The sequence below is a fragment of the Mucilaginibacter sp. P2_D11 genome, assembly GCF_056404435.1.
Genome location: NZ_JBFUEA010000006.1, coordinates 257,574 through 282,792, shown reverse-complemented (window position 1 = coordinate 282,792; position 25,219 = coordinate 257,574). Strand labels below are relative to the sequence as shown.

The window sequence follows — 25,219 nt, the reverse complement described above, 5'->3', positions numbered from 1 at the left end:
ATATTTGCATCAAAATCAAGCTATTGCGCTATAATGGGAATTGAGGAAGATATAAAAAGTACGAATTTTGAGGATAACTACCACAAGGCGGTGATCAATCTGTCGTACACATACGGCTGGATGACTAATATTTCCAGGCCCAAATTTGAGCAATACAACCTTACACAGCAGCAGTTCAATATACTGCGCATACTACGCGGACAATACCCTAAGCCGGCTACCGTAAATTTGTTGAAGGAGCGAATGATTGATAAGATGTCTGATGCATCGCGCATTGTGGATAGGCTGGTACAAAAGGGCCTGGTATCGCGTTGCACCAACAGCAAGGATAGGCGCGCGGTAGATATCGGCATTAGCCAGGAAGGCCTGCAGGTGCTATCGAAAATGGATAAGGAATTCAGGACGAAAGATATTTTGCAGGATAACCTTACCGAAGAAGAAGCCGGCCAACTAAGCGATCTGCTGGATAAGATGCGAGGCGCATAGCCCAAAATCACTTGCTAAAATTTCCGTGTTTTTGCCGTAATGCATCAAATTTAGGGTCATTTTTCTCGCCGTTAGGAACATTTAGGGCACTGCGGCCGGGTTGTAGTTCATCGGCCCAAAAATCGTGGGTCTCTATCTGCATCAGGCCACAAATTCCGGCTGCCATTTTTTAAATCTGGCAAAAAATAGCCAGCCCACTAATCCCCCATAAATTGCCCCGGCAGTTACATCTACCGGGAAATGGACTCCCACATAAACCTGCGCAAAACAAATGAGTGCGGCCCACAGGATAGCCGCGGGCACAACCCATTTCCATTTTTTGCCGAATGCCAGGCATAAGAATATAGCTAATGCAAAATGGTCGGTAGCGTGGGTAGAGGGGAAGCTGTAGCCCGTGCCGCAGGGTACCCGGCTGATGACGGTTTTGGAGGTTACTGCATCCCGGCAGGGCCTATCGCGCTGCACCTGTTTTTTGATAAGGCTGGCGCTGCTGAAATCGGCGAAGCCGGCAGCTAAGGCAAGCATCAGCACCAGTATAGCACCCTGTTCTTTATAACGCCATATGCTGAATGCGATGATGAAGATATACAGTGGTATCCAAAACCTGGGGTTACGCATCAAGGGCATTATCCAATCAAAAAAAGCATTGGATAAATCGTGGTTAATGAAGTAGAATAAATGCCTGTCGAGCTGTAAAAGGAAATCTGGCATTGGCTTTTTAGATGGGTTATGAATTTGCTTATTTACTGGGTTTGTCCATTATAAACTTATACTTTTTCCCATTGTGGATAACATAAATATCTGTAGAAAAAGCAGTTTTTGAAATCGTATCGCCTTCGACCGCTAATTTCAGAATATCGCCCTTAGCATAAGATTCGTTACTTTGATGAAAATAATATTCCTGGTTATTAATCAAAGTTAAACCAACCGTTGACCTATTACTATATATTTCTACAATTTTGCCGGTAAACCTACTTTCATAGGTTTTTTTGACGCCGTCTGTCAGGCGCTTCCCATCGTACCGCGCAAAAAATACTGTTGCGATAAGCACAATTGCCATAAAAATCAGGTAAAGTATCCTTTTGATTTCCATTACTTAAAATAAATATGGGTAAGTATAGCCCGTATATTCAGCCCTAAAAGTACACCAATTTTACATTGTAATGGGTTAAATAGCTTATTTTTGCAGCCTAAAATACGGTACATTTTGACACTGATAAAATCAATTTCGGGTATAAGGGGCACCATCGGCGGCGCGGCGGGAGAAGGCTTAACGCCTCTGGATATCGTGAAATTTACCTCCGCTTATGGTAGCTGGGCGGTAAAACGCTCGGGCAAAAATAAGATCGTTATTGGCCGCGACGCGCGCCTTTCCGGCGATATGGTGAACAACCTGGTGATAGGTACTTTACAAGGTTTGGGCATTGATGTGATAGACCTCGGGCTATCTACCACCCCAACTGTAGAAGTTGCGGTGCCCGATGAAGAGGCTGCCGGCGGCATCATCCTCACGGCCAGCCACAACCCCAAGCAATGGAACGCCCTCAAATTGCTGAACGCCGACGGCGAGTTCATCAGCGATGCCGATGGCAAAGAAGTACTCGAAATTGCCGAGAACAGCGATTTTACCTATGCAAACGTTGACGCCCTTGGTAAGGTGACTAAAGACGACAGCTACCTGCAAAAACATATCGATAAAATACTCGCCCTACCTTTAGTTGATGTAGAGGCGATCAGGGCCGCCGATTTTAAGGTGGTGATTGATTGCGTAAACTCTACCGGCGGCATATTTGTGCCTGCCCTATTAAAAGCGTTGGGCGTAAATACCATACACGAACTTTATTGCGAGCCGGATGGTCATTTCCCGCATAATCCCGAGCCGCTGCCCGAGAATTTGGTAGCGCTTTCAAAGGAAGTATTAAAGAACAGGGCCGACATAGGCATAGCTGTAGACCCTGATGTTGACCGCCTTTGCTTTGTTTGCGAGGATGGCAATATGTTCGGCGAGGAGTACACGCTGGTTGCAGTGGCCGATTACGTGCTGAAGAACAACAAGGGCAACACCGTATCGAACCTTTCCAGCACCCGCGCTCTGCGCGATGTTACCGAGAAGGAGGGAGGCGAATACCATGCTGCCGCGGTTGGCGAAGTGAACGTGGTAAACAAAATGAAGGAAGTAAGCGCCGTTATAGGTGGCGAAGGCAATGGCGGGGTCATCTACCCCGAACTGCATTACGGCCGCGACGCACTGGTAGGCATCGCCCTGTTTTTAACCCATTTGGCTAAATATGGCAAACCGGTATCCGTTTTAAGGGCTTCTTACCCAGGGTACTTCATTTCTAAAAATAAGATCACATTGACGCCGGAGATGGATATCGATGCGCTGTTACTGAAGGTAGAAGAGAAGTACCAAAAGCAGCCGCACAGCACCATTGACGGGCTGAAAATAGAATTCGACAAAGAATGGGTACATTTGCGTAAATCGAATACAGAGCCTATTATCCGCATCTACTCCGAGGCAAATTCGGAAACCGTTGCGGCTAATCTGGCCGAAAAGATCATTCGTGATATAAAAGAAATATTAAATCTTAGTTAGTCCGAAAGTCAGAAAGACGGCAAGTCCGAAAGATAACCACTCACTATTCACCACTCACTAATTACTACCATGCGCGTTTACTTCGATAATGCTGCCACCACCGCTCTCGACCCTGAAGTTATAAAGGAAATGTATAAAGTAATGGAGGGCCAGTTCGGCAATCCATCCTCTATACATTCCCATGGCCGCGAGGTGCGTACGCTGATAGAACGTTCGCGCAAAACGGTAGCCAATTTGCTGCATACTTCGCCGGCTGAGATATTCTTTACCAGCGGCGGTACCGAGGCCGATAACACCGCCATCCGTTGCGGCATAAACGATAACAAGCTTACCCACGCCATCACTACCCAGCTGGAGCACCATGCCGTAATCCATACGCTACAATCGATGGAGAAGGCCGGTACCATCAAACTAAGCTACGTGGATGTGGATTGTAAAGGCAATGTAGATTACAATCACCTGGAAACCCTGCTGAAAGATAATGAGCGAAGCATGGTATCGCTGATGCACGCCAACAACGAACTGGGTACCATTACCGATATCGAACGCGTGGGCGACCTGTGCGAGGCCTACAACGCCATCTACCACAGCGATACCGTACAAACGGTTGGTCACTACAAGCACGACCTGAGTAAGTTGAAAGTGCATTTTATGGTATGCGCGGCCCATAAGCTGCACGGCCCAAAAGGCGTTGGCTTTTTACATGTAAACCATAAGGTAAAAATCAAACCTATGATATACGGCGGCGCGCAGGAACGCAACATGCGTGGCGGTACCGAAAACGTGTATGGTATAGTCGGTCTGGCAAAGGCTTTGGAGCTGGCTTACAGCGAAATGGATGCTCACCAGGCTTATATACAGGATCTGAAAAGCTACATGATGGCCAAACTGCAGCAGGAGATTGCCGGCGTAGCTTTCAACGGCGAAACAGACCCAGCAAAAAGCTTGTACACTGTACTAAACACTTCTTTCCCTGAAATGGACATGGCCGATATGCTGCTGTTTAATCTAGACATAGCCGGGATCTCCGCATCAGGCGGCAGCGCATGCAGCTCGGGTTCTGATATCGGTTCGCATGTACTTACCGCCATCGGAGCCAGTGCAGACAGGCCATCGGTTAGGTTCTCTTTCTCTAAGTACAATACTAAAGATGAGGTAGATTATACCGTGGCTAAGCTGAAAGAGCTTTGCATGGTGAGCGCGTAAAGCGCGTTTTCTTAAACTATGTCATTGCGAGCGCAGCGCGGCAACCTCATAGGACAGGTCGTCCGTCCTATGAGGTTGCCACGTCGCCCCATCGCTCATCCCGGCCCGCCGCTCCTCGCAATGACATAGCTTATAAGTTTTATGCCATTGTTGTGTGTTATCACCAACAATCCGTGGTGTATGTAAATGGATGGTGAACGTAATCCCGTCATCCCAATCCGCACCCAAGGCAAGCTGTTAGCCTAAATAGTGAGTTAAAATCCCAAAATCGTCAACTCCCGTTTCATAAAATCTTGCCGACGAATATCTGTAGTTCTCAGGGGAATCGGCTAATCGCCATTTCGGCTGCATGGGGTTATTATGAATGTAGTCCAACTTCTGTGTTAGTACTTGTGGGCTCCAAAGATCTATGCTTAATGGATTTCGTTCCCAAAATTGGAATTCCCTGTCTTTAGCGTTTACCCGGAAGATCCCGAGCCGTGTGTCTTTGGCCTCCTGTAATTTAAACTTCATCTGTTGCGCAGTAAATTTCAGAAACCTTTGTTGAATGTTCTGTTGTTTGTGACCATCCTGTATTTGCCACAGCAAATGGATATGGTTAGGCATTATTACAAAACCATAAACAACGACGCTTTTTTCGTCTATCAGGAATTTGAGGCTTTTGATGATGATGTCTTTATATTCATCCTCCCTCAAAAGTGAATTCCAATTGAGGATAGTTGCTGTAAAGAATTGTGGATGATGGTGAAAATTGATGAAAGCCATGTTAGGTGCTTAGGCATTGCAATATAATAACCTTCCCGCATTGTTAGGCTTAATCGTGATAAACAAAACAAGTGCAGTAGGGCTTTCGGTTGGTACCGTGTTTAAGTGCCTCGCGGGCTTGTTAGTGATAACACACAACAAGGGTAGAAAGAAAATAAATTTCTCCATAATAAATAATTGGCAAAGTTTTTGGTTGTTTATTAATTAACAATTAAAAACTAAATATCATGGAAAGCAACGAAAGAAACCCGGAATACAATCCGAGCCACAATCCAAACGAAACACCTGAAGAAGGCAAGAGCCGTCAGGAAGGTTCGGGCTACCGCCAGCAAAATGAGCAAGAACAACAGCAGGATGGTAACGATGCATCATACAGCGAACAAAACGATGTAACGCCACCCGATAGGAAAGAATTTCCAGCAGAGGGCCCTGCTCGTACAGATTTTGAAAGTCGCCCGCATGGCCGCACAACCGGCCGCATGGTAGGGCATGAGCCAGGTACGGAAGGGATATGATCAAAGATTCAAGATAGTAAGAATCAGGAAGCAAGATTCGCTTCAATTAAAAAGTCCGCATGGTTATACACCGTGCGGACTTTTTTTGTCTTGTATCTTAAGTCTTGTTTTCTTGCCTCTCTCAAAGGGCGGGAGGGGCCGGAGCCAGCATCTTTAAAAAAGTCGCCAGCTTCTCTTTCATTTCCCTGCGGTCGACTATAAAATCGAGGAAACCGTGTTCCTGCACAAATTCGGCAGTTTGAAAGCCTTTCGGCAAGTCTTTTTTAATGGTTTCTTTAATAACGCGCGGGCCGGCAAAGCCAATGAGCGAACCCGGTTCGGCAATGTTGATATCGCCAAGCATGGCGTATGATGCGGTAACGCCGCCTGTTGTTGGGTCGGTTAGTAAAGAGATGTAAGGTACCTTTGCCTGGCTTAGCAGGGCTAATTTAGCCGATGTTTTGGCCATCTGCATCAGCGAGAAGGCAGCTTCCATCATCCTGGCACCACCCGATTTGGAAATCATCAGGAAAGGAACCTTGTGTTTGATGCTGTAATCTATAGAACGGGCAATCTTTTCGCCCACTACAGAACCCATGGATCCACCTATAAAATTGAAATCCATACAGGCAATCACCACGTCCTCACCGTTCATTTTGCCAACGCCTGCGCGGATAGCATCCTGTAAACCGGTTTTCTTTTTAGTTTCTACCAGCCGGTCGGTGTACTTTTTGGTATCGGTAAAGTGCAATGGGTCGCCCGAGGTTAGGTCGCCAAACAGTTCGGTGAACTGGTTATCATCAAACAAAATAGAAAAATATTCTTTGGAGCCAATGCGTATATGGAAACCACAGTAGTGGCAAACGTATTGGTTTTCAACCTGTTCCGAGTAGTGAAGGGGTTTTTTACAGTTGGGGCATTTGTTCCAGATGCCATCGGGGGCTTCTTTCTTTTCCTCAGTAGTCGTAATTATCCCTTTGATTTCTCGCTTAAACCACGCCATATCTATATCTAAGTCTTTCAAGTGACACAAAGAAACGAAAAAAGGTTGTAATGTTTAAAAGTTTTAATGTTGAAAGGTTGTAAGGTAAAAAGGTTGTAAGGTTTCAATTTTTGCTTGCAGGTGAAAATGTTCGTTTCAGCTTTTGAACGGCAAGTAAAGTCTACAAAAACGATTGTCTACCTATATTATTCAACTTTTCAACCTTCAAACCTTCCAACTTTTCAACAATTTTTATAACTTCGGCGCACAAACAATAAGTTAATGAGTTTAAAAGATTACAAAGGAGTACTCACCGGAGACCAGGTGCAGGAACTATTTGAAGCAGCTAAAGCACACCAGTTTGCTTTGCCGGCGGTAAACGTTATCGGCACAAACACTATAAATGCAGTAATGGAAACAGCAAAAGCTGTTAACTCACCTGTTATTATCCAATTATCAAACGGCGGCGCGCAGTTTTACGCGGGTAAATCGCTTGATAATTCAAAATTGCAAGCCTGTATTTTAGGCGGCGTATCTGCTGCGAAGCACGTGCATTTATTAGCCGAGCATTACGGTGTTGCCGTAATTTTACATACCGACCATGCCGCAAAAAAATTATTGCCATGGATAGATGGTTTGTTGGAGCATGGCGAGAAATTCTTTGCTGAAACCGGCAAGCCTTTGTTCTCTTCGCACATGCTTGACCTTTCTGAAGAGCCTATCGAAGAAAATATCGAAATATCTGCTAAATACTTAGCCCGCATGGCTAAAATGGGCATGACCGTTGAAATTGAGCTGGGCGTAACCGGTGGTGAAGAAGATGGCGTTGATAACTCTGATGTAGATAGCTCACGCTTATACACCCAGCCAGAAGAGGTTGCTTACGCTTACGAAGAACTTTCTAAAGTGAGCGACAGGTTTACCATTGCTGCTGCATTTGGTAACGTACACGGTGTGTACAAACCGGGTAACGTTAAATTGCAACCGGTTATCCTGCACAACTCGCAGGTTTATTTAAAAGAGAAACATGGCCTTGCTGCCGAGAAACCTATCAACTTCGTGTTCCACGGTGGTTCGGGTTCGAGCCAGGAAGAAATCCGCGAAGCGATTTCTTACGGTGCTATCAAAATGAACATCGATACCGATATGCAGTTTGCATTTTGGGAAGGTATAAAAGATTACTACCAGGCAAAAGAAGGCTATTTGCAAACACAAATTGGCAGCCCGGATGGCGAGGATTCTCCAAACAAGAAATACTACGATCCACGCGTTTGGTTGCGCAAGGCAGAGGAAACGTTTGTAAAACGCTTAACTGTAGCCTTCGGCGATTTGAATTGCATCGACGCTAACAGCAAGTTATAAGCTGGTAGAACCAATAAGAATAAAAACCGCCTTTGTGTAAGAACATCGGCGGTTTTTTTAGGTTGTAAGGTTAAATATTGAGCGCCATGGCCAAAAAGAAAACCAAGAATTTATTCGAAAGATTTGCAAACTGGGCAACCATAGCAACCGGTAGCTCCCCGGCGTTCCTGGGGGCCATCGCTATTATAATTGTTTGGCTGATAACCGGGCCCATCTTTGATTATTCGGATACCTGGCAGCTCATTATCAATACAGGCACCACCATCGTTACTTTTTTGATGGTGTTTTTGATACAGAAATCGCAGAATAAGGATTCGAAGGCCATTCATTTAAAACTGAACGAATTGCTTGCATCGCACCAGGGAGCCAGCAACCGCATGGTGGATATTGAGGACCTGAGCGAGAACGACCTTGACCAATTGCATAAATTTTATGTAAAATTATCCGATCTTGCCGAGAAGGAGGACGACCTCACCTGCACGCATTCTATTGACGCTGCTGAGGAGAACCATAATTCAAAGCTAACCGGCTTTAAAAGTAAACCGCATTATGCCCGAGCCCTCAAAAATAGAAGTAGAACAGGTAACTGATCCGGCAGCGCTGGAGAAAGTATTTGCCATACGCCACGAAGTTTTTGTTGTAGAGCAGGGCTGCCCGCACGAACTGGAGATAGAGTTTAACGATCAAAGCACCCATTTTTTAGTCACCGTCGATGGTGAGCCCGCCGGCGCCTGTCGCTACCGAAAAACCGATAAAGGTTATAAATTAGAGCGTTTTGCTGTATTGAAGAAATTTCGTGGTTTTGGCGTAGGACAGGAGATGGTACGCGCTGTTTTAGCTGCCTTGCCTGCCGATGCCGCTTACGTTTACCTGCATGCCCAGTTGGATGCCGTTAGCCTCTACTCCCGTTTCGGGTTTGAGAAAACCGGGCCGGAGTTTGAGGAAGCAGGGATACGGCATTATAAGATGGTGAAGGGGTAGATGTGCGGATGTGCAGATTTCAGATGTGCAGATGAATGGCTCTCACCACCACGTCATTATAAGGCGCGAAGCAATCTCCCGAATTGAAGGTGCGATTCAGTATTACATATGATATGAAAAATGAGTAAATTTGAAAAGATGCTTGTCAAACTGCTATCCGGCAATTCTGACAATAATTTTACTTTCGATGATTTACGAAACATTTTATTACATCTGAATTTTAATGAAAAAACCACAGGCGGCAGCCATAGGATTTTTTATAAAGACGGCGTAAACGAAATAATAAACATCCAGCCAAATGGCAGCAAAGCAAAACCTTACCAGGTTAAGCAAGTTCGAAACTTGATTTTAAAATATAAATTGATGTTGTATGGAATATAAATATGAAATAATCCTTTACTGGAGTGAGGAAGACAAATCAATTATTGCCGAAGTGCCCGAACTGGCTGGTTGTATGGCTGATGGCGCAACTTACAGCGAAGCTATAGCAAATATTGAAATTGTTATAGAGCAATGGATACAAACGGCAAAGGAGCTAGATAGGCCTGTGCCATCGCCAAAAGGTAAACTAATGTACGCCTAATTGAATTACCACACATATCGCATTACGTTTATGTGTTTACGAATAATTCAACTCAGGTGAATCATCTATTAAAAAAGTATGACGTTACTTTTTCCACCCAAAAGGTCAATGGGAAATCGTGCCACGGTACGAGAGGTGGCGGTTTGGCTGAATTCTTGGATTCATACACCGACCAAATTAGTATCAGCGAAGGATTAGAAAATGTCGACTATTATTTGAACGGCGGGTCGCCCGACTATGAACACGGCTCAATTTCTTCTGAATTATACACCGCATGGCTTAATACCCATACAGCAGATATTTATCCGAGCACAGGGAATACGGAAAATTTGCTGCAGTCCATTCCTTTACAAGACTTCAGGAGCATATTGAAATTGTGGCAGACGTTTCTGAAAGGCTGACAAATTCTATGAGATTGCTTCAAACGCCGCGCACAACTCCCCCCGCAGTTTTCGCAATGACAAAGTTTTTTAGTTTTACTTCGCCCTATAAACCAGTTTCCCGGCTACAATCGTAGTATTCACCTTGATATCCTTTATCTTATCCGGGTCAATGGCCGTTGGGTCGGCATCGAGGATTACCATATCGGCGAAATAGCCGGGCAGCAACGAGCCTTTCTTTTTTTCTTCGAATGTAGTGTAGGCCCCGCCGTAGCAGTAGGCTTTTATGGCATCTTCGGCATCTACGCGCTGGTTGGCGCCTATCACATTGCCTTCTTTGGTTTTGCGGGCAACCGCGCTACCCAGGCGGATCATGGCGGGGTAGGTGGATATCGGCGCATCTGAATGCAGGGCATAAACGATGCCCATATCCTGTGCGGTACGGGTAGGGTGCAGCATCTTCAGGCGTTCCTCGCCATATACAGCCATCTTTTCGCCCAGTTCGTACATGTAGCAATGGAACACGGGGATGATGCCATCGCGTTTAATATCCTCCATTATTTTTAGTGTGGTAATGCTGCAATGTTCAATGCGGTGGCGTGGGTCGGGGCGCGGGTTTTGCTGCATTGCTTTTTCAATGGAGGTTATTACCATGGCTAACTCACGGTCGCCGTTAGAGTGGCAGGCAATTTGCCAACCTGCGTTATGGATGGCCAGGAATAAGCTATCCAGCCCGGCCTGACTACGGGCAGGGGGGATGCCGTAGTAATCGCGTTTGTCCGTGAGCGGGTTTATCATATCGTACGGGTCGTTAAGCCAGCAGGTTTTGCCGCTGAGCGAATTGCCTTGCACCACTTTTATGCCTGCAATGCGTAGGAAATCGGTTTCTGTACGTGGTATCGTTCCATTTAGTACCTGGTCCAGGTATTCCCACCATATGAGGAGGTTAACGCGCATGGGGAAGTTTTCGGCAACCAGTTTGCGGTATATTTGTACCTTTTGGGGACTGGTGTTTGCATCGCCTATGCTGGTTACGCCGCTGGCCAGTACCTGGTTAAAATAGAGGCGGTACCCTGCCATTTCCTCCTCCTCGGTCGGTTTGGGCGGATAGGTGATTTTTGCGCGGCGCAGGTAACCGGCGGCAGATTCCTTGCAAATGCCATCCGGTTTATTAGTGCCTAAATACCGTTCGAACAGCCCGCCTGCCGGGTCTTTGGTGGCTTCGGTAATGCCGGCTTTATCCATCAGGAAGGAGTTGGCAGCCGATAGGTGGCCGCTTACATGCCTCAATAATACCGGATGCTCGGTAGTGGCTTTATCAAGGCTATCCCTAACTGGCTGGCCGCCAAGTAAGGTTTCGTTATAGCCTACGCCCTGTATCAACATGCCTTTTGGGGTGATGGCCGCTTTACGTTTGATCAGCGCAATCAGGTTTTTCATCGAAGTAACCGTATCGAGCCGTATGGTTGCGTATAGTGCTTCGAAAGGATATACCGGCGCGGGGTGCTGGTGCACATCGTTAAAGCCGGGGACAACGGTTTTGCCATTCAGCTTGATGATTTTGGTATCCTTTCCGGCGTATTTGGCTATCTCGGCGTTTGTGCCTATCGCCAATATCTTACCATTAGCCATGGCTATTGCCTGTGCACGGTGGCCTTTTTGTTTAAGGGTGATGATGTTGCCACCGGTGAGGATCAAATCCGCTTGTTGGGCGTGTAGGGGCAGGTATAATGCGATGAGGATTATCAGCGCGAACAGCTTTTTCATGGCCGGTAAGGTCGGCAATGGATGTTAAGGGAAAGTTTACGTTGTATGATGCTTTAAGTTGCAGAGGGGGAACTTGTTATTTGCCTTGTCGCACACTTACCAACTTGTCATTGCGAGCGATAGCGTGGCAACCTCATAGGACATTTATACTCATGCAAAACTCCGGCGCTTGTCCTATGAGGTTGCCACGTCGCGCCCCCGCGCAATTGCCACGCAGCTCCTCGCAATGACAAAATTATAAAAACACTTGGGTAGAATACTATTGCTACCGCGGGCTTCCAGCCCTTGTTAGGCACAAGGTCAGCTTTCAGCTGACGCAAGCTGGAAGCTTGTAACATGCCCAGCACGAGATACGCTTCGCTAATCTCGCGGTAGCGGATTTGCTTACCCCATTGTCATTGCGAGCGCAGCGCGGCAACCTCATAGGACATTTTGCGTGTTTGCAAGGCCCTGATGCTTGTCCTATGAGGTTGCCACGTCGCGCCCCCGCGCAATTTCCCGCGCTGCTCCTCGCAAATGACAAATTTATAAAAACACTTGGGTAGAATACGCCATTGCCTCACCCAGTTTATCTAAATCAAGCCCCAGGTCGCTGTTTTGGTGCAGCAGGTAAGCTATGAGGTTTTCGGTAGCGATGTTGCCTGTAAGCTCATCTTTGGCCATAGGGCAGCCGCCATAGCCTTTTAGGGCAGCATCAAAACGGGTGCAGCCGGCCTCGTAGGCGGCGGCAACCTTTTCCTGCCAGGTATCGGGCGTGGAGTGGAGGTGCAGCCCGAAGCTGGTGATGGGCGAAAGGTTGGTCAAGGCGGGATACAAAGTGCTTATCTGCCCCGGCGTGGCTATGCCGATGGTATCCGACAAGGCGATGTAACCGATGCCTTCATCAATCATTTTTTGTGCCCAATGCTGCACAATTTCGGTATTCCATTCGTCCCCATAAGGATTACCGAAACCCATGGAGAGGTAAATCAGAAGCGATTTATCTTTGGCAAGACACAGTTCATTGATGCGCTTTACGCTTTCAAAGGCTTGCGCAATAGTGGTATTGGTGTTCCTTAACTGAAATGTTTCCGATATAGAAAAGGGGTAGCCCAAATAAGTGATTTCATCGTGCGCCGCTGCTTCTTCGGCACCGCGGTAATTGGCTATAATGGCTAAGAGTTTTGAGCGGGTGCTGCTTAAAACCAGCTTGCTCAAAACTTCCGCAGTGTCGTGCATTTGGGGGATGGCCTTGGGCGATACGAAACTCCCGAAATCGATGGTATCGAAACCTACCTGCAAAAGCAGGTTGATGTAGGCTGCCTTTATATCCGTCGGCACAAAATCGTGCAAGCCCTGCATGGCATCGCGGGGGCACTCGGTAATTCTTATCTGCTCAGGCATTAATCTATTTTTGAAACCTGTTTATCCTTCTGCACCAGTTGTTCCGGTTCGAATTTACGGATAATCAGCCTGCTGCCACCATTGTTGTTTACATAACTGGCCACCCAGTTGATGAACACGATGACCTTATTGCGCCCGCCCATCAATGATATCAGGTGCACGAACATCCAAATCAGCCAGGCGAAAAATCCCTGGAAACGTATCTTGCCCAAATCGGCAATAGCCTTGTTTCGGCCGATAGTAGCCAGGGAACCTTTGTCGAAATACTTGAACGGCTCGGGTTGTTCGCCGCGTACAAGGCGGGTGATGTTTTTGCCCGTAAGCTGGCCCATTTGTATGGCCACCTGTGCCACGCCGGGATGCCCTTTTGGCGTATCGTCTGTTATCATGGCAGCCACATCGCCAATGGCGAAGATGTTGCTGCTGCCAACCACACGGCACACATTATCAACCTTAATGCGGTTGCCGCGCTCTATGGCTTCTTTGCTGATGCCCTCCGGCACAACGCCCGCCACACCGGCACTCCAGATAACGTTTTTGGTACGGATGCTTTTACCGCCCTCGAATTTTATCTCCTGGCCATCGTAGCTTTCTACCTTTACGTTCAGCAACAACTCAACGCCCATTTTGGTGAGGAAATCCTCCGCAGCCTTTGAACCCTGTTCTGAGAATGGGCCGAGCACCCTGGGCAGGAAATCTACGAGGTAAACTTTCATCTCGTCTTTGGATAGCTCCGGATAGTCTTTATGCAGCACGTGGTTGCGCAGTTCGGCCAAAGCGCCTGCAAGCTCCACGCCGGTAGGGCCGGCACCCACCAGTACGAACGATAGGTAAGGCGCGCGTTCTTCCTTAGAAGGCTTTAAAATGGCCTCTTCCAGGTTCTGTAGCACCATATAACGCAGGTTTAGCGCTTCGGGTATCGATTTCATGGGCATGGCGTACTTTTCGATATCCTTATTGCCGAAGAAATTGGTGGTAGAGCCCGTGGCTATCACCAGGTAATCGTAGGGGATAGGGCCGATATCGGTTTGCACTACGTTCTTTTCGGTATCGATGTTGCTAACCTCGGCAATGCGGAAACGCAGGTTCTTTTGCCCCTCGAAGTTCTTGCGGAGCGAGAAGCCTATCGATTCGGCCTCCAGGCCGCCGGTGGCCACCTGGTATAGCAAGGGTTGAAAAGTGTGGTAGTTATGTTTATCCAGTAGTACTATCTCTACAGGCTTATCTGCAAGCTGTTTGGCAACCTGTATGCCGCCAAAGCCACCGCCGATGATGACTACCGTAGGGAATTTTGAAAGATTGTTGGTATCCATATTGAAGTAGTTAGCCCCCTCTAAATCTCCCCCAGCAGGGGAGACTTTTAAAAAAGCCCTCCCTTCCGGGGAGGGTTGGGTGGGGCTGCTTTTTTGTTTAACAAAAAAGGCTCCAAATGTTCTTTGGAGCCTTTAATTATAATGTCATATTATATTATCTGAGGTCTTTTTTCCCAAAGTCGATGATAACCGGGGTTGCTACGCAGATTGACGAGTAGGTACCGAAAAGTACACCAATCAATAAGGCGAACGAGAAACCACGTAACACATCGCCACCAAACAGGAACAAGATGATCAGGATCATTACCACGGTTAAAGCAGTGATAACGGTACGGCTAAGCGTGTTGTTGATAGCATGGTTGATAACCTCTTTAGGGTCATCAGTTTTTGCGTGGTGCAGGCTAAGGAACTCGCGGATACGGTCAAACACTACCACGGTATCATTAATAGAGTAGCCGATAACCGTGAGCAATGCTGCAATAAATGCCTGGTCGATATCTAACGAGAACGGTAATATATCTTTAAACAACGTGAAGAAAGATAATACCATTGCAGCATCGTGCGCGGTAGCAATCATCGCGCCAAGGCTAAACTGCCATTTGCGGAACCTGATGAATATATACGCCGATATTACCAGGATGGCAATAATGATGGTCCACTTTGCCGAAGACTTTAATTCGTTGGCAACGGTGGCTTCCACTTTTTGGTGGCTTAAAATATCTTTTGTAGTGATTGTAGTAACCGGGTTTACTTTTAAAGCATTGATTAATGCATCCGCTACTTTCTCGTCTGCATCCGGGGCAGTATCGTTAATCAGGTAGTTGGTTGTGATACTGATCTTATCGGCACCGTAGGTTTTTACTTCAGAACCAAAGCCTAAAGCTTTATCCAATTCCTTGTGAATCTCATCGGTTGTTGCTGCTTTGTTAGGGAACTGTACCAGGTAGGTACGGCCTCCACCAAAGTCTACGCCGTAGTTAAAGCCACGGGTTACCATTGATACCAAACCGGCAGCAATGAATAGGCCAGAGAAGATATAGAATTTGAAACGATTCTTCACGAAACCGTAATTGGCGTTTTTGAAGGTATGTGAGCTCCATGGATTTGAGAATTTGATATCCCAGCCTTTTTCGAGCATAAATTCAAATATCAACCTCGAGATCAATAATGAGCAGAACAAGGTAGTAATGATACCGATCATTAACGTAGTTGCAAAACCTTGTATTGGGCCCGAACCGAATATGAATAAGATGATACCGGTTAAGAAAGTACTGATGTTGGCATCGAGGATAGACGGCAATGCATGTTTAAAACCATCTGCAACCGCAATACGGATAGATTTTGCCAAAGCAAGCTCTTCGCGCACACGTTCGTAAACCAATACGTTGGCATCAACGGCAACACCTAATATCAGGATGATACCTGCTATACCCGGCAGCGTTAATACGGCGCGTATGCTTACTAAAACACCCAGCAGGAAGAACACGTTAACCAGTACGGCTACTACCGCAATAGTACCTGCACGGTTGTAATACGCTATCATGAAGATGAGGATAACCACCAAACCAAGGATACACGATAATAAACCGGCGCTGATAGCTTCCTGGCCTAAAGAGGGGCCTACCACCTCGCCGCCAACAATGCGGGCAGGTGCAAGTAAACGGCCGGCCTTTAATACGTTGGCCAAATCCTTGGTATCATCCTGCGTAAAGCTGCTACCCGAGATAGAAGACACGCCGCCCGAAATTTCGTTTTGCACACCCGGGGCAGAGTAAACGTTATCATCCAATACAATGGCGATAGACCTTTTGCCAACAGATGCTGCTGCGGTGATGGTTTTCCAGGCATGGGCACCTTGCGAGTTCATGTACATAGTAACCTCGTAGCCGCCTTTTTGCTGATCGATGTCGCTTTTGGCATCGGTGATAACATCGCCCGACAATACTGCGCCATTTTGCGCACCGGCAAGTTTAATGGCATACAGGTCGAACTGTTTTTTATCGTTCGGTTTAACACCCCAAAGCAATTTCAGGTTCGGAGGTAATTTGCTTTTAACATCGGCACTGCGCAGGTAGCTGTTCACCTTGGCGGTATCTGTTTTGTAAGCCAGGCCTACAACCGGGCCCGGTACAGCTTGTAACTGGCCTTGTTGAGTTTGGTAATAAGCAGGGCTTAAAACGCTGAACAATGGGTTTTGAGCAGCCAACTGGCTTTTGCTTAAGTTAGCAGTATCTGATTTTATGCTCTTCTTTAGTTTTGCCAGTAAAGAGGTAGCAGAATCTTGTTTTGATAGCGGTGCTTTGCTACCGGCTTTTGCAGTATCGATTTTTGCAGTATCGGCAACTTTGTTTTTGGCAGCCAGCATGGTGTTGATATTGCTTAGCATGCCAGCAACTTCGGTATTGTCGTAAGTTTCGTAAAACTCCAGTTTGGCGGTACCCGATAAAAGCTTATTAACACGCTCCGGTTCTTTAACGCCCGGCAGTTCGATCAAAATGCGGTTGGTGCTTTTTTGCAACTGGATATTTGGCTGCGTAACACCAAACTGATCCACACGGCGGTGCAATACGGTGTACGATTGCTGCACAGCGGCAGAGGCCTGATCTTTCAGGTAAGCTTCAACCTGGCTATTGGTTGAATTGAACTTTACTTTGTCCTGATTGCTGCTGTTTGCAAAAATGGCAGCCAATTTTCCATTGGGAGCGCGTTTTTCGTAAGCTTCAACAAAAAGGGTAATGTAATCTTTGTTGGTTTTTTCAACAACATCTTTTTCAGCATCGGCCATTGCCTGTACAAAGGCCGGATCGGTGTTGTTGTTAGATAAGGTTTGAACCAACTCACGCAACGAAATTTGCATGGTTACGCTCATACCGCCTTTTAAATCGAGGCCCAGGGCCAATTCTCTGTCAAGGCAGTATTGGTAGGTGTGCCCAATGAGCGGGTACACCGGTTGAGTAGCCATTGAATCTAAATAGGCTGTTTCCCTTTTAGGATCGCCTTTGGAAATAACCTTGGCATCGTTCTCAACTTTATGGGCCACCCACGTAAATGAAAGCTGGTACAAGCACACAACAGCCAGCAGAATGGCGAAAAATTTAATAACCCCTTTACCTTGCATCGCGAATTTATATGTAATTAATTAGTTTATAAGCTTTTTAAAAATAGACGGCAAATCTAATAAAATTTCGCAAGCATGAAATTTTTAATTGAAACAAAATAACAGCAGGTTTTGTTACCGGCGATCGAGCTGGATGAACGAGTAGGGCAGCGGATTTTTCTCGTCGGGTTCAAAATCTTCGCGGCTCGTTTGCTGCCAATCTGCATAATCAATTTGCGGGAGGAAAGTATCAGCCTCGAAAGCCTTATGCACTATGGTAAGATAGATGCGGTTGGTGATAGGCATTGCCTGCCGGTAAATTTCGGCACCGCCAACAATCATCACCTCTTCTTCGGGCCCGCAAAGCGCCAGGCCTTCCTCAACCGATCTCACCACTTCGCAGCCGGTTATCTCAATATTCTGCCGCGTAACCACGATGTTCCTGCGCCTCGGCAGCGGCTTGCCAACCGAATCGAATGTTTTGCGCCCCATGATTACGGTGCGGCCGGTGGTAACATCGCGGAAATGCTTCAAATCATTTGGCAAGTGCCAAAGCAGTTGATTGTTTTTGCCGATGGCGTAATTTTCGGCGATGGCGACGATGATGGAAATTGTCATTGGGTCATTGAGTCATTGGGTCATTGAGTCATTGAGTCATTGTTGGGCTGCTCGATGATTTTTTTACCAATGTATTTTATGTAGATGTTTAGTTTATGATGGATGGTTTCTAGCTCCTTGATGAGTTCTGCATGCTTATCCGCATTTATCAAATTTCGAACGAGGCATTTGTTTAACCAGCCTTTAGTTTCGATTAAGGAACCTCTGCTAAAGTAGCAGAAGTTTTTATTTTCCTTTTAATGATACCTGCCGAATCCTTCAGCAATATTTTCGCTTATCGAATCGGCGGCTCTTGTTAATTGTTTTCCTACAGTGTCCTTTGTAAAGTAGTCCCACTCTAAAACCAGAAACCATATTTTGTTGCCGAAGGTATCCGCAAGGGTATAAACCTCCAAGTCTTCAATTCTGTTACTCATCTTTTGAAATCATTGCGCAAGCTTCCTGAGCACTTCTTCGTCTTCTGCAATTATCTGTTTAACGTACTCGGCCCGTTTCGCTCTATCGGCAATTTTTGTGCTGATATCTTGCATATACCTCAAAGCTTCCCGTAATAAGCTTTCCGGCGCATTCTCCGGAATCTGCCTAACAGCTTTCTGTATTTCTTCTTTTAATTCCGGTGTTGTCATAACTCCTCCCATAATTGCTTAATTGGATAGGTTTTTAATTTGCCTTGTTTGAACAACTTCACATCATTCAAAACCTGCCTGTAAATTTCCATCAATTTTGCCCGCTGCGATTTTTTTAAATTAGTACGCTTGCTTTCCGGTTTAACTAAGAAATTCCTGGCCATAATCGAATTTACAAAATATTGGTTGAATAGAGGAAGTAAAACAAACTGTATTCAAAAAATCAAATTCCCTTAATGACCCAATGACCCAATGACCCAATGACCCAATGACCCAATGACCCAATGACCCAATGACCCAATGACCCAATGACCCAATGACCCAATGACCCAATGATTACACCGCAACAATCCCTTTAATGTGCGGATGCGGCTCATAATTCTCCAAAGTGAAATCTTCAAATTTGAATTTGAAAATATCTTTCACCTCCGGATTGATTTTCATCGTGGGCAATGGCTTCGGCTCGCGGCTTAGTTGCAGGCGGGCCTGCTCCAGGTGGTTGTTGTAAATATGTGCATCGCCAAAGGTGTGGATGAAGTCGCCGTACTCCAGGTCGCACACCTGGGCCATCATCATGGTGAGTAAAGCGTACGAGGCAATATTGAAAGGCACGCCCAAAAATATATCGGCGCTGCGCTGGTAAAGCTGGCAGGAGAGCTTGCCTCTTGTTTCGCCCTTGGCTGCGTCTGCGGACTGCACGTAAAACTGGAACAAGCTATGGCAGGGTGGGAGGGCCATCTGGTTAACATCTGCCACATTCCAGGCCGATACCATAATGCGGCGCGAATCGGGGTTGTTTTTGAGCGTATTTACCACCTGGGTAATCTGGTCTATATGGCCACCATCGGGCGTTGGCCAGCTACGCCATTGGTAACCGTAAACCGGACCGAGATTGCCGTCTGCATCGGCCCACTCATCCCAAATGCGCACGCCATTATCTTTCAAATACTGGATATTGGTATCGCCCGTTAAAAACCATATCAGCTCGTGGATGATGGATTTGAGGTGCAGCTTTTTGGTAGTCACCATCGGGAAGCCGTCCTGCAGGTTAAAGCGCATCTGGTAGCCAAATACGCTGAGGGTGCCGGTGCCGGTGCGGTCGTGCTTTTGCGCGCCGGTATCCATCACGTGCTGCATCAGGTCGAGGTATTGTTTCATGTCGGTTGCTTGAATCGGGTGAGTGGTTGCGTGGCGGATAGTTTGGCCGGTAGTACCAATGAACTAATGAACCAGTGAACCAATGAACTTTTAAAAACACAAAGAAAAATAATCTAATTTTGGTATCCTACCGATGTTTAAAAATACATCGGTTGTTAATCAAATTTTAAATGATCGTATTTCCGAACGCAAAGATAAACATAGGCCTTAATATCATCGAACGCCGGCCCGACGGCTACCACAATCTGGAGACGGTTTTTTACCCCATCAAAATAAACGACGTGCTGGAGGTGATAGAAGCCGACGAGCTCAGCTTCGACTATTCCGGGTTGGATATCCCGGGCGACCTTAACGACAACCTTTGCATCAAAGGCTACCATTTGCTGAAGAAGGATTTCCCGAAATTGCCGCCGGTGAAAATCCACCTCCATAAAAATATCCCGATAGGCGCGGGGCTTGGTGGAGGCTCGAGCGATGCGGCGTTTTTCATCAAGCTGATTAACGAGAAATTCGGCCTGGGTTTGTCGGCCGATGCTATGATGGATTATGCCCGGGTGCTTGGTGCCGACTGCGCGTTCTTCATAGAAGGCAAGCCGGTTTTCGCATTCGATAAAGGCGACGAGTTCGAGACGGTGAAATTAGACCTCTCGGCGTACAAAATTGTTTTGGTGATGCCAGATGCCCATGTATCCACGGCAGAGGCTTACAGAGGCGTAAAACCTACGCCTGTTAAAGAAAGCTTATACGAGCTGATAAAAACCCCCATAGCGAATTGGAAACGCCATATTAAGAACGATTTTGAGGGTCATATCTTCCGCGACAACCCCGTTATCCGTGGCGTAAAAGCAGAGCTGTACGAACACGGTGCGTTATACGCCAGTATGAGCGGCAGTGGAGCCTCCGTTTTCGGGATATTCGATACCCTGCCAGACCTTAGCGGTATGGAGGCCGACAACCAGGTTTTTTACGACGTTTAGGGTTCCGGAGCGCTTCAAAGAAAACCAAAGAAAACCAAAGAAAAACACCGATTTTTCTCCGATTTTCTCGGGTAAAATGAGGTGTTTTTAGCTATAAACTTCAATCGATATAATCCCTGTCCTCGTCACTTAGTGTACGGGGATTTGGTTTGTCGTCTTCGTCTCCATCGTAGCCGGCGTGGTTGTATTTACTGCGGCCGGGGCGGCCAACCAGGTAGCCTAAAATAAAAGTGGCTACGCCTACAATCAGCATCATCGTGATTTTAGAAACGTACATGGTAGAGAACAAAACCGTGAACTGTACCTTATCCAGGTTTTGCATAAAAACGATGGTGAGCAAAATTGCGATGATGAGCACTACGATGGTTTTTATTCTCATGGCTTAAAGTTGTTTATGGTTACCACAAGATGCGATTTTTTTGACCGGTTTTAAAATCGGTTTTCTACAGGGCCGAAACCAGGTTGATAAGGAGGGGTGAGGCAAGGCCAAACTCATGGGTCTTATTGCTGCCTTTTTTTCGCATCGCCCGCACGCGAAAATCTTATCCGTTAACCTCGCCTGATTTTTGCCTCGTTGGTTGCGTTGCGAGGTTTTCCAATGTTTCCCGTGAGATTTCCCACGAGCCGGTTTCCTTAAAAACAGGGCACGATTCCTGCCGGTTTTAAAGGTCGGTTTTCTGCCCGGAAAATCAATTCAGCATGCCTGGGCGGTACTCCTGCGATTTTTAATTTACGCTCGATTTTGCATCCGGTACACTTACTTAAATGGCGGTCATTAAAATAGATGCTTGAATTTTTTAGTTATATAAGGTATTGTAAGTGTCTCATTTTTATAACGATGAAGTCATATTTTGATGTTGTTGCCAATGTGTGCTATTTTTTTTAGTATTTTAAAATTTTAGAACCTTGTTTTATCTCTATTATAACATGATATGAATCTTGTAATAATTTGATTTTGAGTGTAATATTTATTTATCTAAATGCCATTTTTTAAAATAAGATCCAGTTTTAAGACTTGTAATTTGGCTTAATGCCACTCATGAAGCTGTTTTGGTGGAGCTTTGCTTCAGTACACTATCAAAAAATGAGATTTTGCGCGTATGGAAATTAGCAGGGCCTTGACGAGCTATTCCCCGTCCTGAAACTTGGATGCCTCAGAGGGGCTAAAAGCGGCTTCTTATTGGAGGCGCACTTAGCCCCTACCCCAGGGAATATCAGGGTGGTTAAATGAAAAATCGGGAGGAAATAACTACTTAAAGTTTACCTGGTCCGGCGTTTTACAACGCGCTTTTGCGCCACGGGATAAAGGAAGATAGTGGATAGGATGATGATCGCGCCAATCCAAAAACCCGGGGTTACGCGGTTCCTGTCGCCCAGGAAAAGGAAGGCCATGATGATGCCGTAAACAGGTTCCAGGTTGGTGATTAGCGCTACGCGGAACGCAGAAAGCTCGCGCATTACCGATACCCCGGCCACGTATGCCAGCGATGTACATACCGTGCCCAGCAGCACCAGGTAGCCGATATCAGATAGTTTCGGGATACTGAAATTAGCGAATCCGCCGGTTGCCAGCAGGTAAATACTTATCCATACGAAGGCCCCTGAAAGCTCGTAAAATGCTATTACGGGAGCCTCGTAAGTCTTCACGAAACGCGAATTGATGATAGCAAATAGTGCAGCCAATACCGCGCTGGCCAGCCCTGCTATGATGCCCTTAGTGTATTGTGTTTCGAATTTAAAAATCAAAATAATGCCAATGATTATCAACATCCCCGCAACGATTTCCATTTTGGAAATGCGCGTTTTGTTGATGAGCGGCTCGAAAATTGCGGTAAAAAGTGTGATGGAAGAGAGGCAAACCAGCGTCACCGGAACGGTAGAAAGTTTGATGGAAGCGAAGAAAAGTATCCAATGGCCACCCACTAAAGCCCCTGTAAAGGCCATTTTTACCAGTGTTTTTCGGAGGATTTTCGGTGTTTTTCTTTGAAAAATAAGGTAAAAAAATAAGGAAATCGCGGCAATCCCAACCCTGTACCAGACCAAATTTACGGCAGATATGGTGATTAACTGGCCAAGGATGCCGGTAAATCCCCATACGAAAACCGTAAAATGGAGGATGACGAGGTTCTTATTTAAGGTTGGGTTGGCGGTTTTTTCGGGCATTTATTTGGGTGCTTTCAGTATCAATACTGTGCCCAATATACCAAAAACTATGTTAGGAATAAGAACCGCGATCAAGGGTTCAAAGCCTCCTTTGACGGCGAAAACCAACGCGAATCGATTTACTACGATGTACACGAAACAGATGAAAATGCCTATCCCGAGGGGCAGCCCAACGCCGCCGCGCACCTTGCGCGAGGAGATGGCAACCGCAATTACACACAGCACGAAAGAGGAAAACGGCTCTACAAAGCGGCGGTATTTTTCAAACTGCATATCAATTAAAGCACCTGTGCCGCGCAACTTTTCTTTCTCTATAAGCGTGTTCAAAACCTTTAAACTCATGCCTCCATACACGTTGCTGTTTACGTTATCGTGCACCTCAAAGTCTATCGGGCGCATGTCTAAAACGGTATCGATAGGCGGCCCGTTAGAGATGAATTTTTCCTTTAAACCGTTTACATAACGTATAGATGGGCTGATGATTTTCCACTTGGTTTTCACCGTATCGAACTGTATGCTGGGCGCTGTGAGCCGCATTTTTAGCTCATCGCCATCAAATTTTTCCAGCATAAACTGATAGCCGACGTGTACTTGAGGGTCGTACGATTGCAGAAAAACGAAGGTGTTTTTGTCCAACTGGATGTGTACTTCGCTCTTGGTTGGGTCATCGCCGATGAAGAAATATTTGCTTTCGAAGTCTACCTTAAGCTTGTTGGTAAAGGGGATTACGAAAATATTGGCCAGTATAGATACGGTAAATATAACCGTTGCCGACACCATATAGGGCCTCATGAAACGATAGAAACTGGCCTTGCTGGTGAGGATGGGTACTATCTCCGTTTGATTGGCCATCTTGGCCGTAAAGAAAATAACCGCCAAAAAATTGATGAGCGGCGATAGCATCATCATATAAAACGGTACGAAACCGGCGTAGTATTTAAAGATAATATCGTTTAGAGTAGCGTTTTTTCCCAGGAAATTATCCAAGTGTTCTGATACATCGAATACGATGGAAATAGCCATAAAAATGCCCAGGGTGAATATAAATGTACCCAGGTATTTCTTGATGATATACCAATCGATGGTTTTTAAGTACCGGTCTAAAAACTTCCTCATTTACAAGCGTTGGCCTAAGCGGCTCACCATTATTTTCTTCCAGTGGTAAAACTCCCCGCTGATGATTTTATTGCGCGCCTCGGTTACCAGCCACAGGTAAAAATGCAGGTTGTGCAGGGTGGCTATCTGGGCGCCCAGCATCTCGCCGGAGTGTATCAGGTGGCGCAAATAAGCCTTGGTATATTGCGTATCGGCGTACAAATCGCTATCAGCTTCTATGGGCGAAAAGTCGTTTTCCCATTTTTTGTTACGCATATTCAGGATGCCATCTTTGGTAAAAAGCATGCCATTGCGGGCATTTCGGGTAGGCATCACGCAGTCGAACATGTCAATCCCGAGGGCGATATTCTCCAAAATATTCACCGGCGTACCCACGCCCATCAGGTATCGCGGCTTGTTTTGCGGCAATATATTGCACACAACTTCCGTCATGGCGTACATTTCTTCGGCAGGTTCGCCAACCGATAAACCGCCTATCGCGTTGCCTTCGCGCCCGAAAGAAGCAATCACTTCGGCCGACCGCACACGCAAATCCTTATAAACAGAACCCTGCACAATTGGGAACAAGGTTTGGTTATAACCGTATTTAGGTTGGGTAGTATCGAACCTGTCGCAGCAGCGTTTAAGCCAGCGATGGGTCATTTCAATAGAGCGTTTTGCGTAGTTATAATCGCAGGGGTAGGGGGTGCATTCGTCGAAAGCCATGATGATATCGGCTCCAATTACGCGCTGTATATCCATCACATTTTCGGGTGTAAACAGGTGTTTAGAGCCATCCACATGCGAACGGAAGGTAACGCCTTCTTCTTTTATTTTGCGAACATCCGTTAGCGAATACACCTGATAGCCGCCACTATCGGTTAAAATAGGGCCATCCCAGCCGTTGAATTTATGCAAGCCTCCGGCGCCTTCAATAATATCTAAACCAGGGCGCAGGTATAAATGGTAGGTGTTACCAAGGATAATCTGCGCCTTTATATCGTTTTTAAGTTCGCGCTGGTGCACGGCTTTTACTGTGCCCGCGGTACCAACCGGCATAAAAATGGGCGTTTGTATCACGCCATGGTCGGTAACAAGTTCGCCTGCGCGGGCTTTAGATAGGGGATCTTGAGCTGTTAAAGTAAATTCCATTAATCCCGCAAAATTAGTGATTTAGGTTGAAAGCG

At 46.3% G+C, this 25,219-nt stretch carries 25 protein-coding genes and 1 pseudogene; 10 read left to right on the top strand and 16 right to left on the bottom strand.

From position 1 onward, the window contains the following. Window positions 1–33 precede the first annotated feature (33 nt). Window positions 34–486 carry a MarR family winged helix-turn-helix transcriptional regulator gene (locus AC1DXC_RS11620; protein WP_477459321.1) on the top strand — a complete coding sequence of 151 codons (453 nt, stop codon included), beginning with the start codon at window positions 34–36 and terminating at the stop codon, window positions 484–486. A 141-nt stretch (window positions 487–627) separates the two neighbouring features. On the opposite strand, the gene AC1DXC_RS11615 is transcribed toward AC1DXC_RS11620, so the two are convergent. Then, a complete protein-coding gene (locus AC1DXC_RS11615) occupies window positions 628–1,197 on the bottom strand; it encodes a phosphatase PAP2 family protein (RefSeq protein ID WP_477459320.1) in 570 nt (189 codons plus the stop codon). Between the two features lie 28 nt (window positions 1,198–1,225). Continuing rightward, the gene (locus tag AC1DXC_RS11610; protein WP_477459319.1) at window positions 1,226–1,579 is read right to left on the bottom strand and encodes a hypothetical protein; all 354 of its coding nucleotides are present in this window, start codon (window positions 1,577–1,579) and stop codon (window positions 1,226–1,228) included. A 114-nt stretch (window positions 1,580–1,693) separates the two neighbouring features. Between AC1DXC_RS11610 and glmM the strand changes: the two genes are divergently transcribed. Together glmM and AC1DXC_RS11600 are read left to right on the top strand one after the other, a co-directional pair. Beyond that, entirely contained in the window at window positions 1,694–3,082 is a 1,389-nt protein-coding gene (gene glmM / locus AC1DXC_RS11605; protein WP_477459318.1) for a phosphoglucosamine mutase, read from the top strand. A 69-nt stretch (window positions 3,083–3,151) separates the two neighbouring features. Continuing rightward, window positions 3,152–4,288 (top strand): cysteine desulfurase family protein, encoded by a 1,137-nt coding sequence (locus AC1DXC_RS11600; RefSeq protein ID WP_477459317.1) that lies wholly within the window; start codon window positions 3,152–3,154, stop codon window positions 4,286–4,288. Window positions 4,289–4,525: 237 nt separating this feature from the next. On the opposite strand, the gene AC1DXC_RS11595 is transcribed toward AC1DXC_RS11600, so the two are convergent. Beyond that, a complete protein-coding gene (locus tag AC1DXC_RS11595; protein WP_477459316.1) occupies window positions 4,526–5,053 on the bottom strand; it encodes a transposase in 528 nt (175 codons plus the stop codon). Window positions 5,054–5,280: 227 nt separating this feature from the next. Between AC1DXC_RS11595 and AC1DXC_RS11590 the strand changes: the two genes are divergently transcribed. After that, window positions 5,281–5,568, top strand: coding sequence for a hypothetical protein (locus AC1DXC_RS11590; protein ID WP_477459315.1), 288 nt, complete (start codon window positions 5,281–5,283; stop codon window positions 5,566–5,568). A gap of 121 nt (window positions 5,569–5,689) precedes the next feature. Here the strand turns inward: AC1DXC_RS11590 and accD are convergent, their stop codons facing one another. Continuing rightward, a complete protein-coding gene (accD, locus tag AC1DXC_RS11585) occupies window positions 5,690–6,550 on the bottom strand; it encodes an acetyl-CoA carboxylase, carboxyltransferase subunit beta (RefSeq protein ID WP_477459314.1) in 861 nt (286 codons plus the stop codon). A 261-nt stretch (window positions 6,551–6,811) separates the two neighbouring features. On the opposite strand from accD, the gene fbaA reads away from it, so the two are divergent. The 5 genes from fbaA (at window position 6,812) to AC1DXC_RS11560 (ending at window position 9,455) form a co-directional block, all read left to right on the top strand. Then, window positions 6,812–7,891 (top strand): class II fructose-bisphosphate aldolase, encoded by a 1,080-nt coding sequence (fbaA, locus tag AC1DXC_RS11580; protein ID WP_477459313.1) that lies wholly within the window; start codon window positions 6,812–6,814, stop codon window positions 7,889–7,891. 86 nt (window positions 7,892–7,977) lie between these two features. Beyond that, window positions 7,978–8,481 carry a low affinity iron permease family protein gene (locus AC1DXC_RS11575; RefSeq protein ID WP_477459312.1) on the top strand — a complete coding sequence of 168 codons (504 nt, stop codon included), beginning with the start codon at window positions 7,978–7,980 and terminating at the stop codon, window positions 8,479–8,481. Further along, the gene (locus AC1DXC_RS11570; protein ID WP_477459311.1) at window positions 8,441–8,872 is read left to right on the top strand and encodes a GNAT family N-acetyltransferase; all 432 of its coding nucleotides are present in this window, start codon (window positions 8,441–8,443) and stop codon (window positions 8,870–8,872) included. Before AC1DXC_RS11575 ends, AC1DXC_RS11570 begins: the two co-directional genes overlap by 41 nt. Window positions 8,873–8,992: 120 nt before the next feature. Further along, window positions 8,993–9,253 carry a type II toxin-antitoxin system HicA family toxin gene (locus AC1DXC_RS11565; RefSeq protein ID WP_477459310.1) on the top strand — a complete coding sequence of 87 codons (261 nt, stop codon included), beginning with the start codon at window positions 8,993–8,995 and terminating at the stop codon, window positions 9,251–9,253. Further along, entirely contained in the window at window positions 9,243–9,455 is a 213-nt protein-coding gene (locus AC1DXC_RS11560) for a type II toxin-antitoxin system HicB family antitoxin (protein ID WP_477459309.1), read from the top strand. The genes AC1DXC_RS11565 and AC1DXC_RS11560 overlap by 11 nt, the downstream gene beginning before the upstream one ends. A 476-nt stretch (window positions 9,456–9,931) precedes the next feature. Here AC1DXC_RS11560 and AC1DXC_RS11555 read toward each other — a convergent pair whose 3' ends face one another. The 8 genes and pseudogenes from AC1DXC_RS11555 to AC1DXC_RS11520 all read right to left on the bottom strand — a co-directional run bounded on the left by AC1DXC_RS11555 (window position 9,932) and on the right by AC1DXC_RS11520 (window position 19,797). Continuing rightward, window positions 9,932–11,602, bottom strand: a complete 1,671-nt coding sequence (locus AC1DXC_RS11555; RefSeq protein ID WP_477459308.1) for an amidohydrolase — start codon at window positions 11,600–11,602, stop codon at window positions 9,932–9,934. Window positions 11,603–12,127: 525 nt separating this feature from the next. Next, complete coding sequence (locus AC1DXC_RS11550; protein ID WP_477459307.1) at window positions 12,128–12,985, bottom strand: hydroxymethylglutaryl-CoA lyase; 858 nt, start codon at window positions 12,983–12,985, stop codon at window positions 12,128–12,130. Next, window positions 12,985–14,298 (bottom strand): NAD(P)/FAD-dependent oxidoreductase, encoded by a 1,314-nt coding sequence (locus AC1DXC_RS11545; RefSeq protein WP_477459306.1) that lies wholly within the window; start codon window positions 14,296–14,298, stop codon window positions 12,985–12,987. Before AC1DXC_RS11545 ends, AC1DXC_RS11550 begins: the two co-directional genes overlap by 1 nt. 154 nt (window positions 14,299–14,452) lie before the next feature. After that, window positions 14,453–17,416, bottom strand: coding sequence for a protein translocase subunit SecDF (gene secDF / locus AC1DXC_RS11540; RefSeq protein WP_477459305.1), 2,964 nt, complete (start codon window positions 17,414–17,416; stop codon window positions 14,453–14,455). Between the two features lie 114 nt (window positions 17,417–17,530). Continuing rightward, complete coding sequence (locus AC1DXC_RS11535) at window positions 17,531–18,013, bottom strand: dihydrofolate reductase (protein ID WP_477459304.1); 483 nt, start codon at window positions 18,011–18,013, stop codon at window positions 17,531–17,533. 20 nt (window positions 18,014–18,033) lie between these two features. Beyond that, window positions 18,034–18,429: pseudogene (locus tag AC1DXC_RS11530) on the bottom strand (four helix bundle protein). A gap of 9 nt (window positions 18,430–18,438) precedes the next feature. Continuing rightward, window positions 18,439–18,639 (bottom strand): hypothetical protein, encoded by a 201-nt coding sequence (locus AC1DXC_RS11525; RefSeq protein WP_477459303.1) that lies wholly within the window; start codon window positions 18,637–18,639, stop codon window positions 18,439–18,441. 336 nt (window positions 18,640–18,975) lie between these two features. After that, window positions 18,976–19,797, bottom strand: coding sequence for a thymidylate synthase (locus tag AC1DXC_RS11520; RefSeq protein WP_477459302.1), 822 nt, complete (start codon window positions 19,795–19,797; stop codon window positions 18,976–18,978). Window positions 19,798–19,967: 170 nt separating this feature from the next. On the opposite strand from AC1DXC_RS11520, the gene ispE reads away from it, so the two are divergent. Beyond that, a complete protein-coding gene (gene ispE, locus AC1DXC_RS11515) occupies window positions 19,968–20,774 on the top strand; it encodes a 4-(cytidine 5'-diphospho)-2-C-methyl-D-erythritol kinase (RefSeq protein ID WP_477459301.1) in 807 nt (268 codons plus the stop codon). A 100-nt stretch (window positions 20,775–20,874) separates the two neighbouring features. On the opposite strand, the gene AC1DXC_RS11510 is transcribed toward ispE, so the two are convergent. The 4 genes from AC1DXC_RS11510 to tgt all read right to left on the bottom strand — a co-directional run bounded on the left by AC1DXC_RS11510 (window position 20,875) and on the right by tgt (window position 25,184). After that, complete coding sequence (locus AC1DXC_RS11510; protein ID WP_477459300.1) at window positions 20,875–21,153, bottom strand: LapA family protein; 279 nt, start codon at window positions 21,151–21,153, stop codon at window positions 20,875–20,877. Between the two features lie 881 nt (window positions 21,154–22,034). After that, window positions 22,035–22,937, bottom strand: coding sequence for a DMT family transporter (locus AC1DXC_RS11505; RefSeq protein WP_477459299.1), 903 nt, complete (start codon window positions 22,935–22,937; stop codon window positions 22,035–22,037). Further along, window positions 22,938–24,053, bottom strand: a complete 1,116-nt coding sequence (locus tag AC1DXC_RS11500; protein WP_477459298.1) for an LptF/LptG family permease — start codon at window positions 24,051–24,053, stop codon at window positions 22,938–22,940. Beyond that, entirely contained in the window at window positions 24,054–25,184 is a 1,131-nt protein-coding gene (gene tgt, locus AC1DXC_RS11495; RefSeq protein ID WP_477459297.1) for a tRNA guanosine(34) transglycosylase Tgt, read from the bottom strand. It abuts the gene before it with no gap. Window positions 25,185–25,219: the final 35 nt, after the last annotated feature.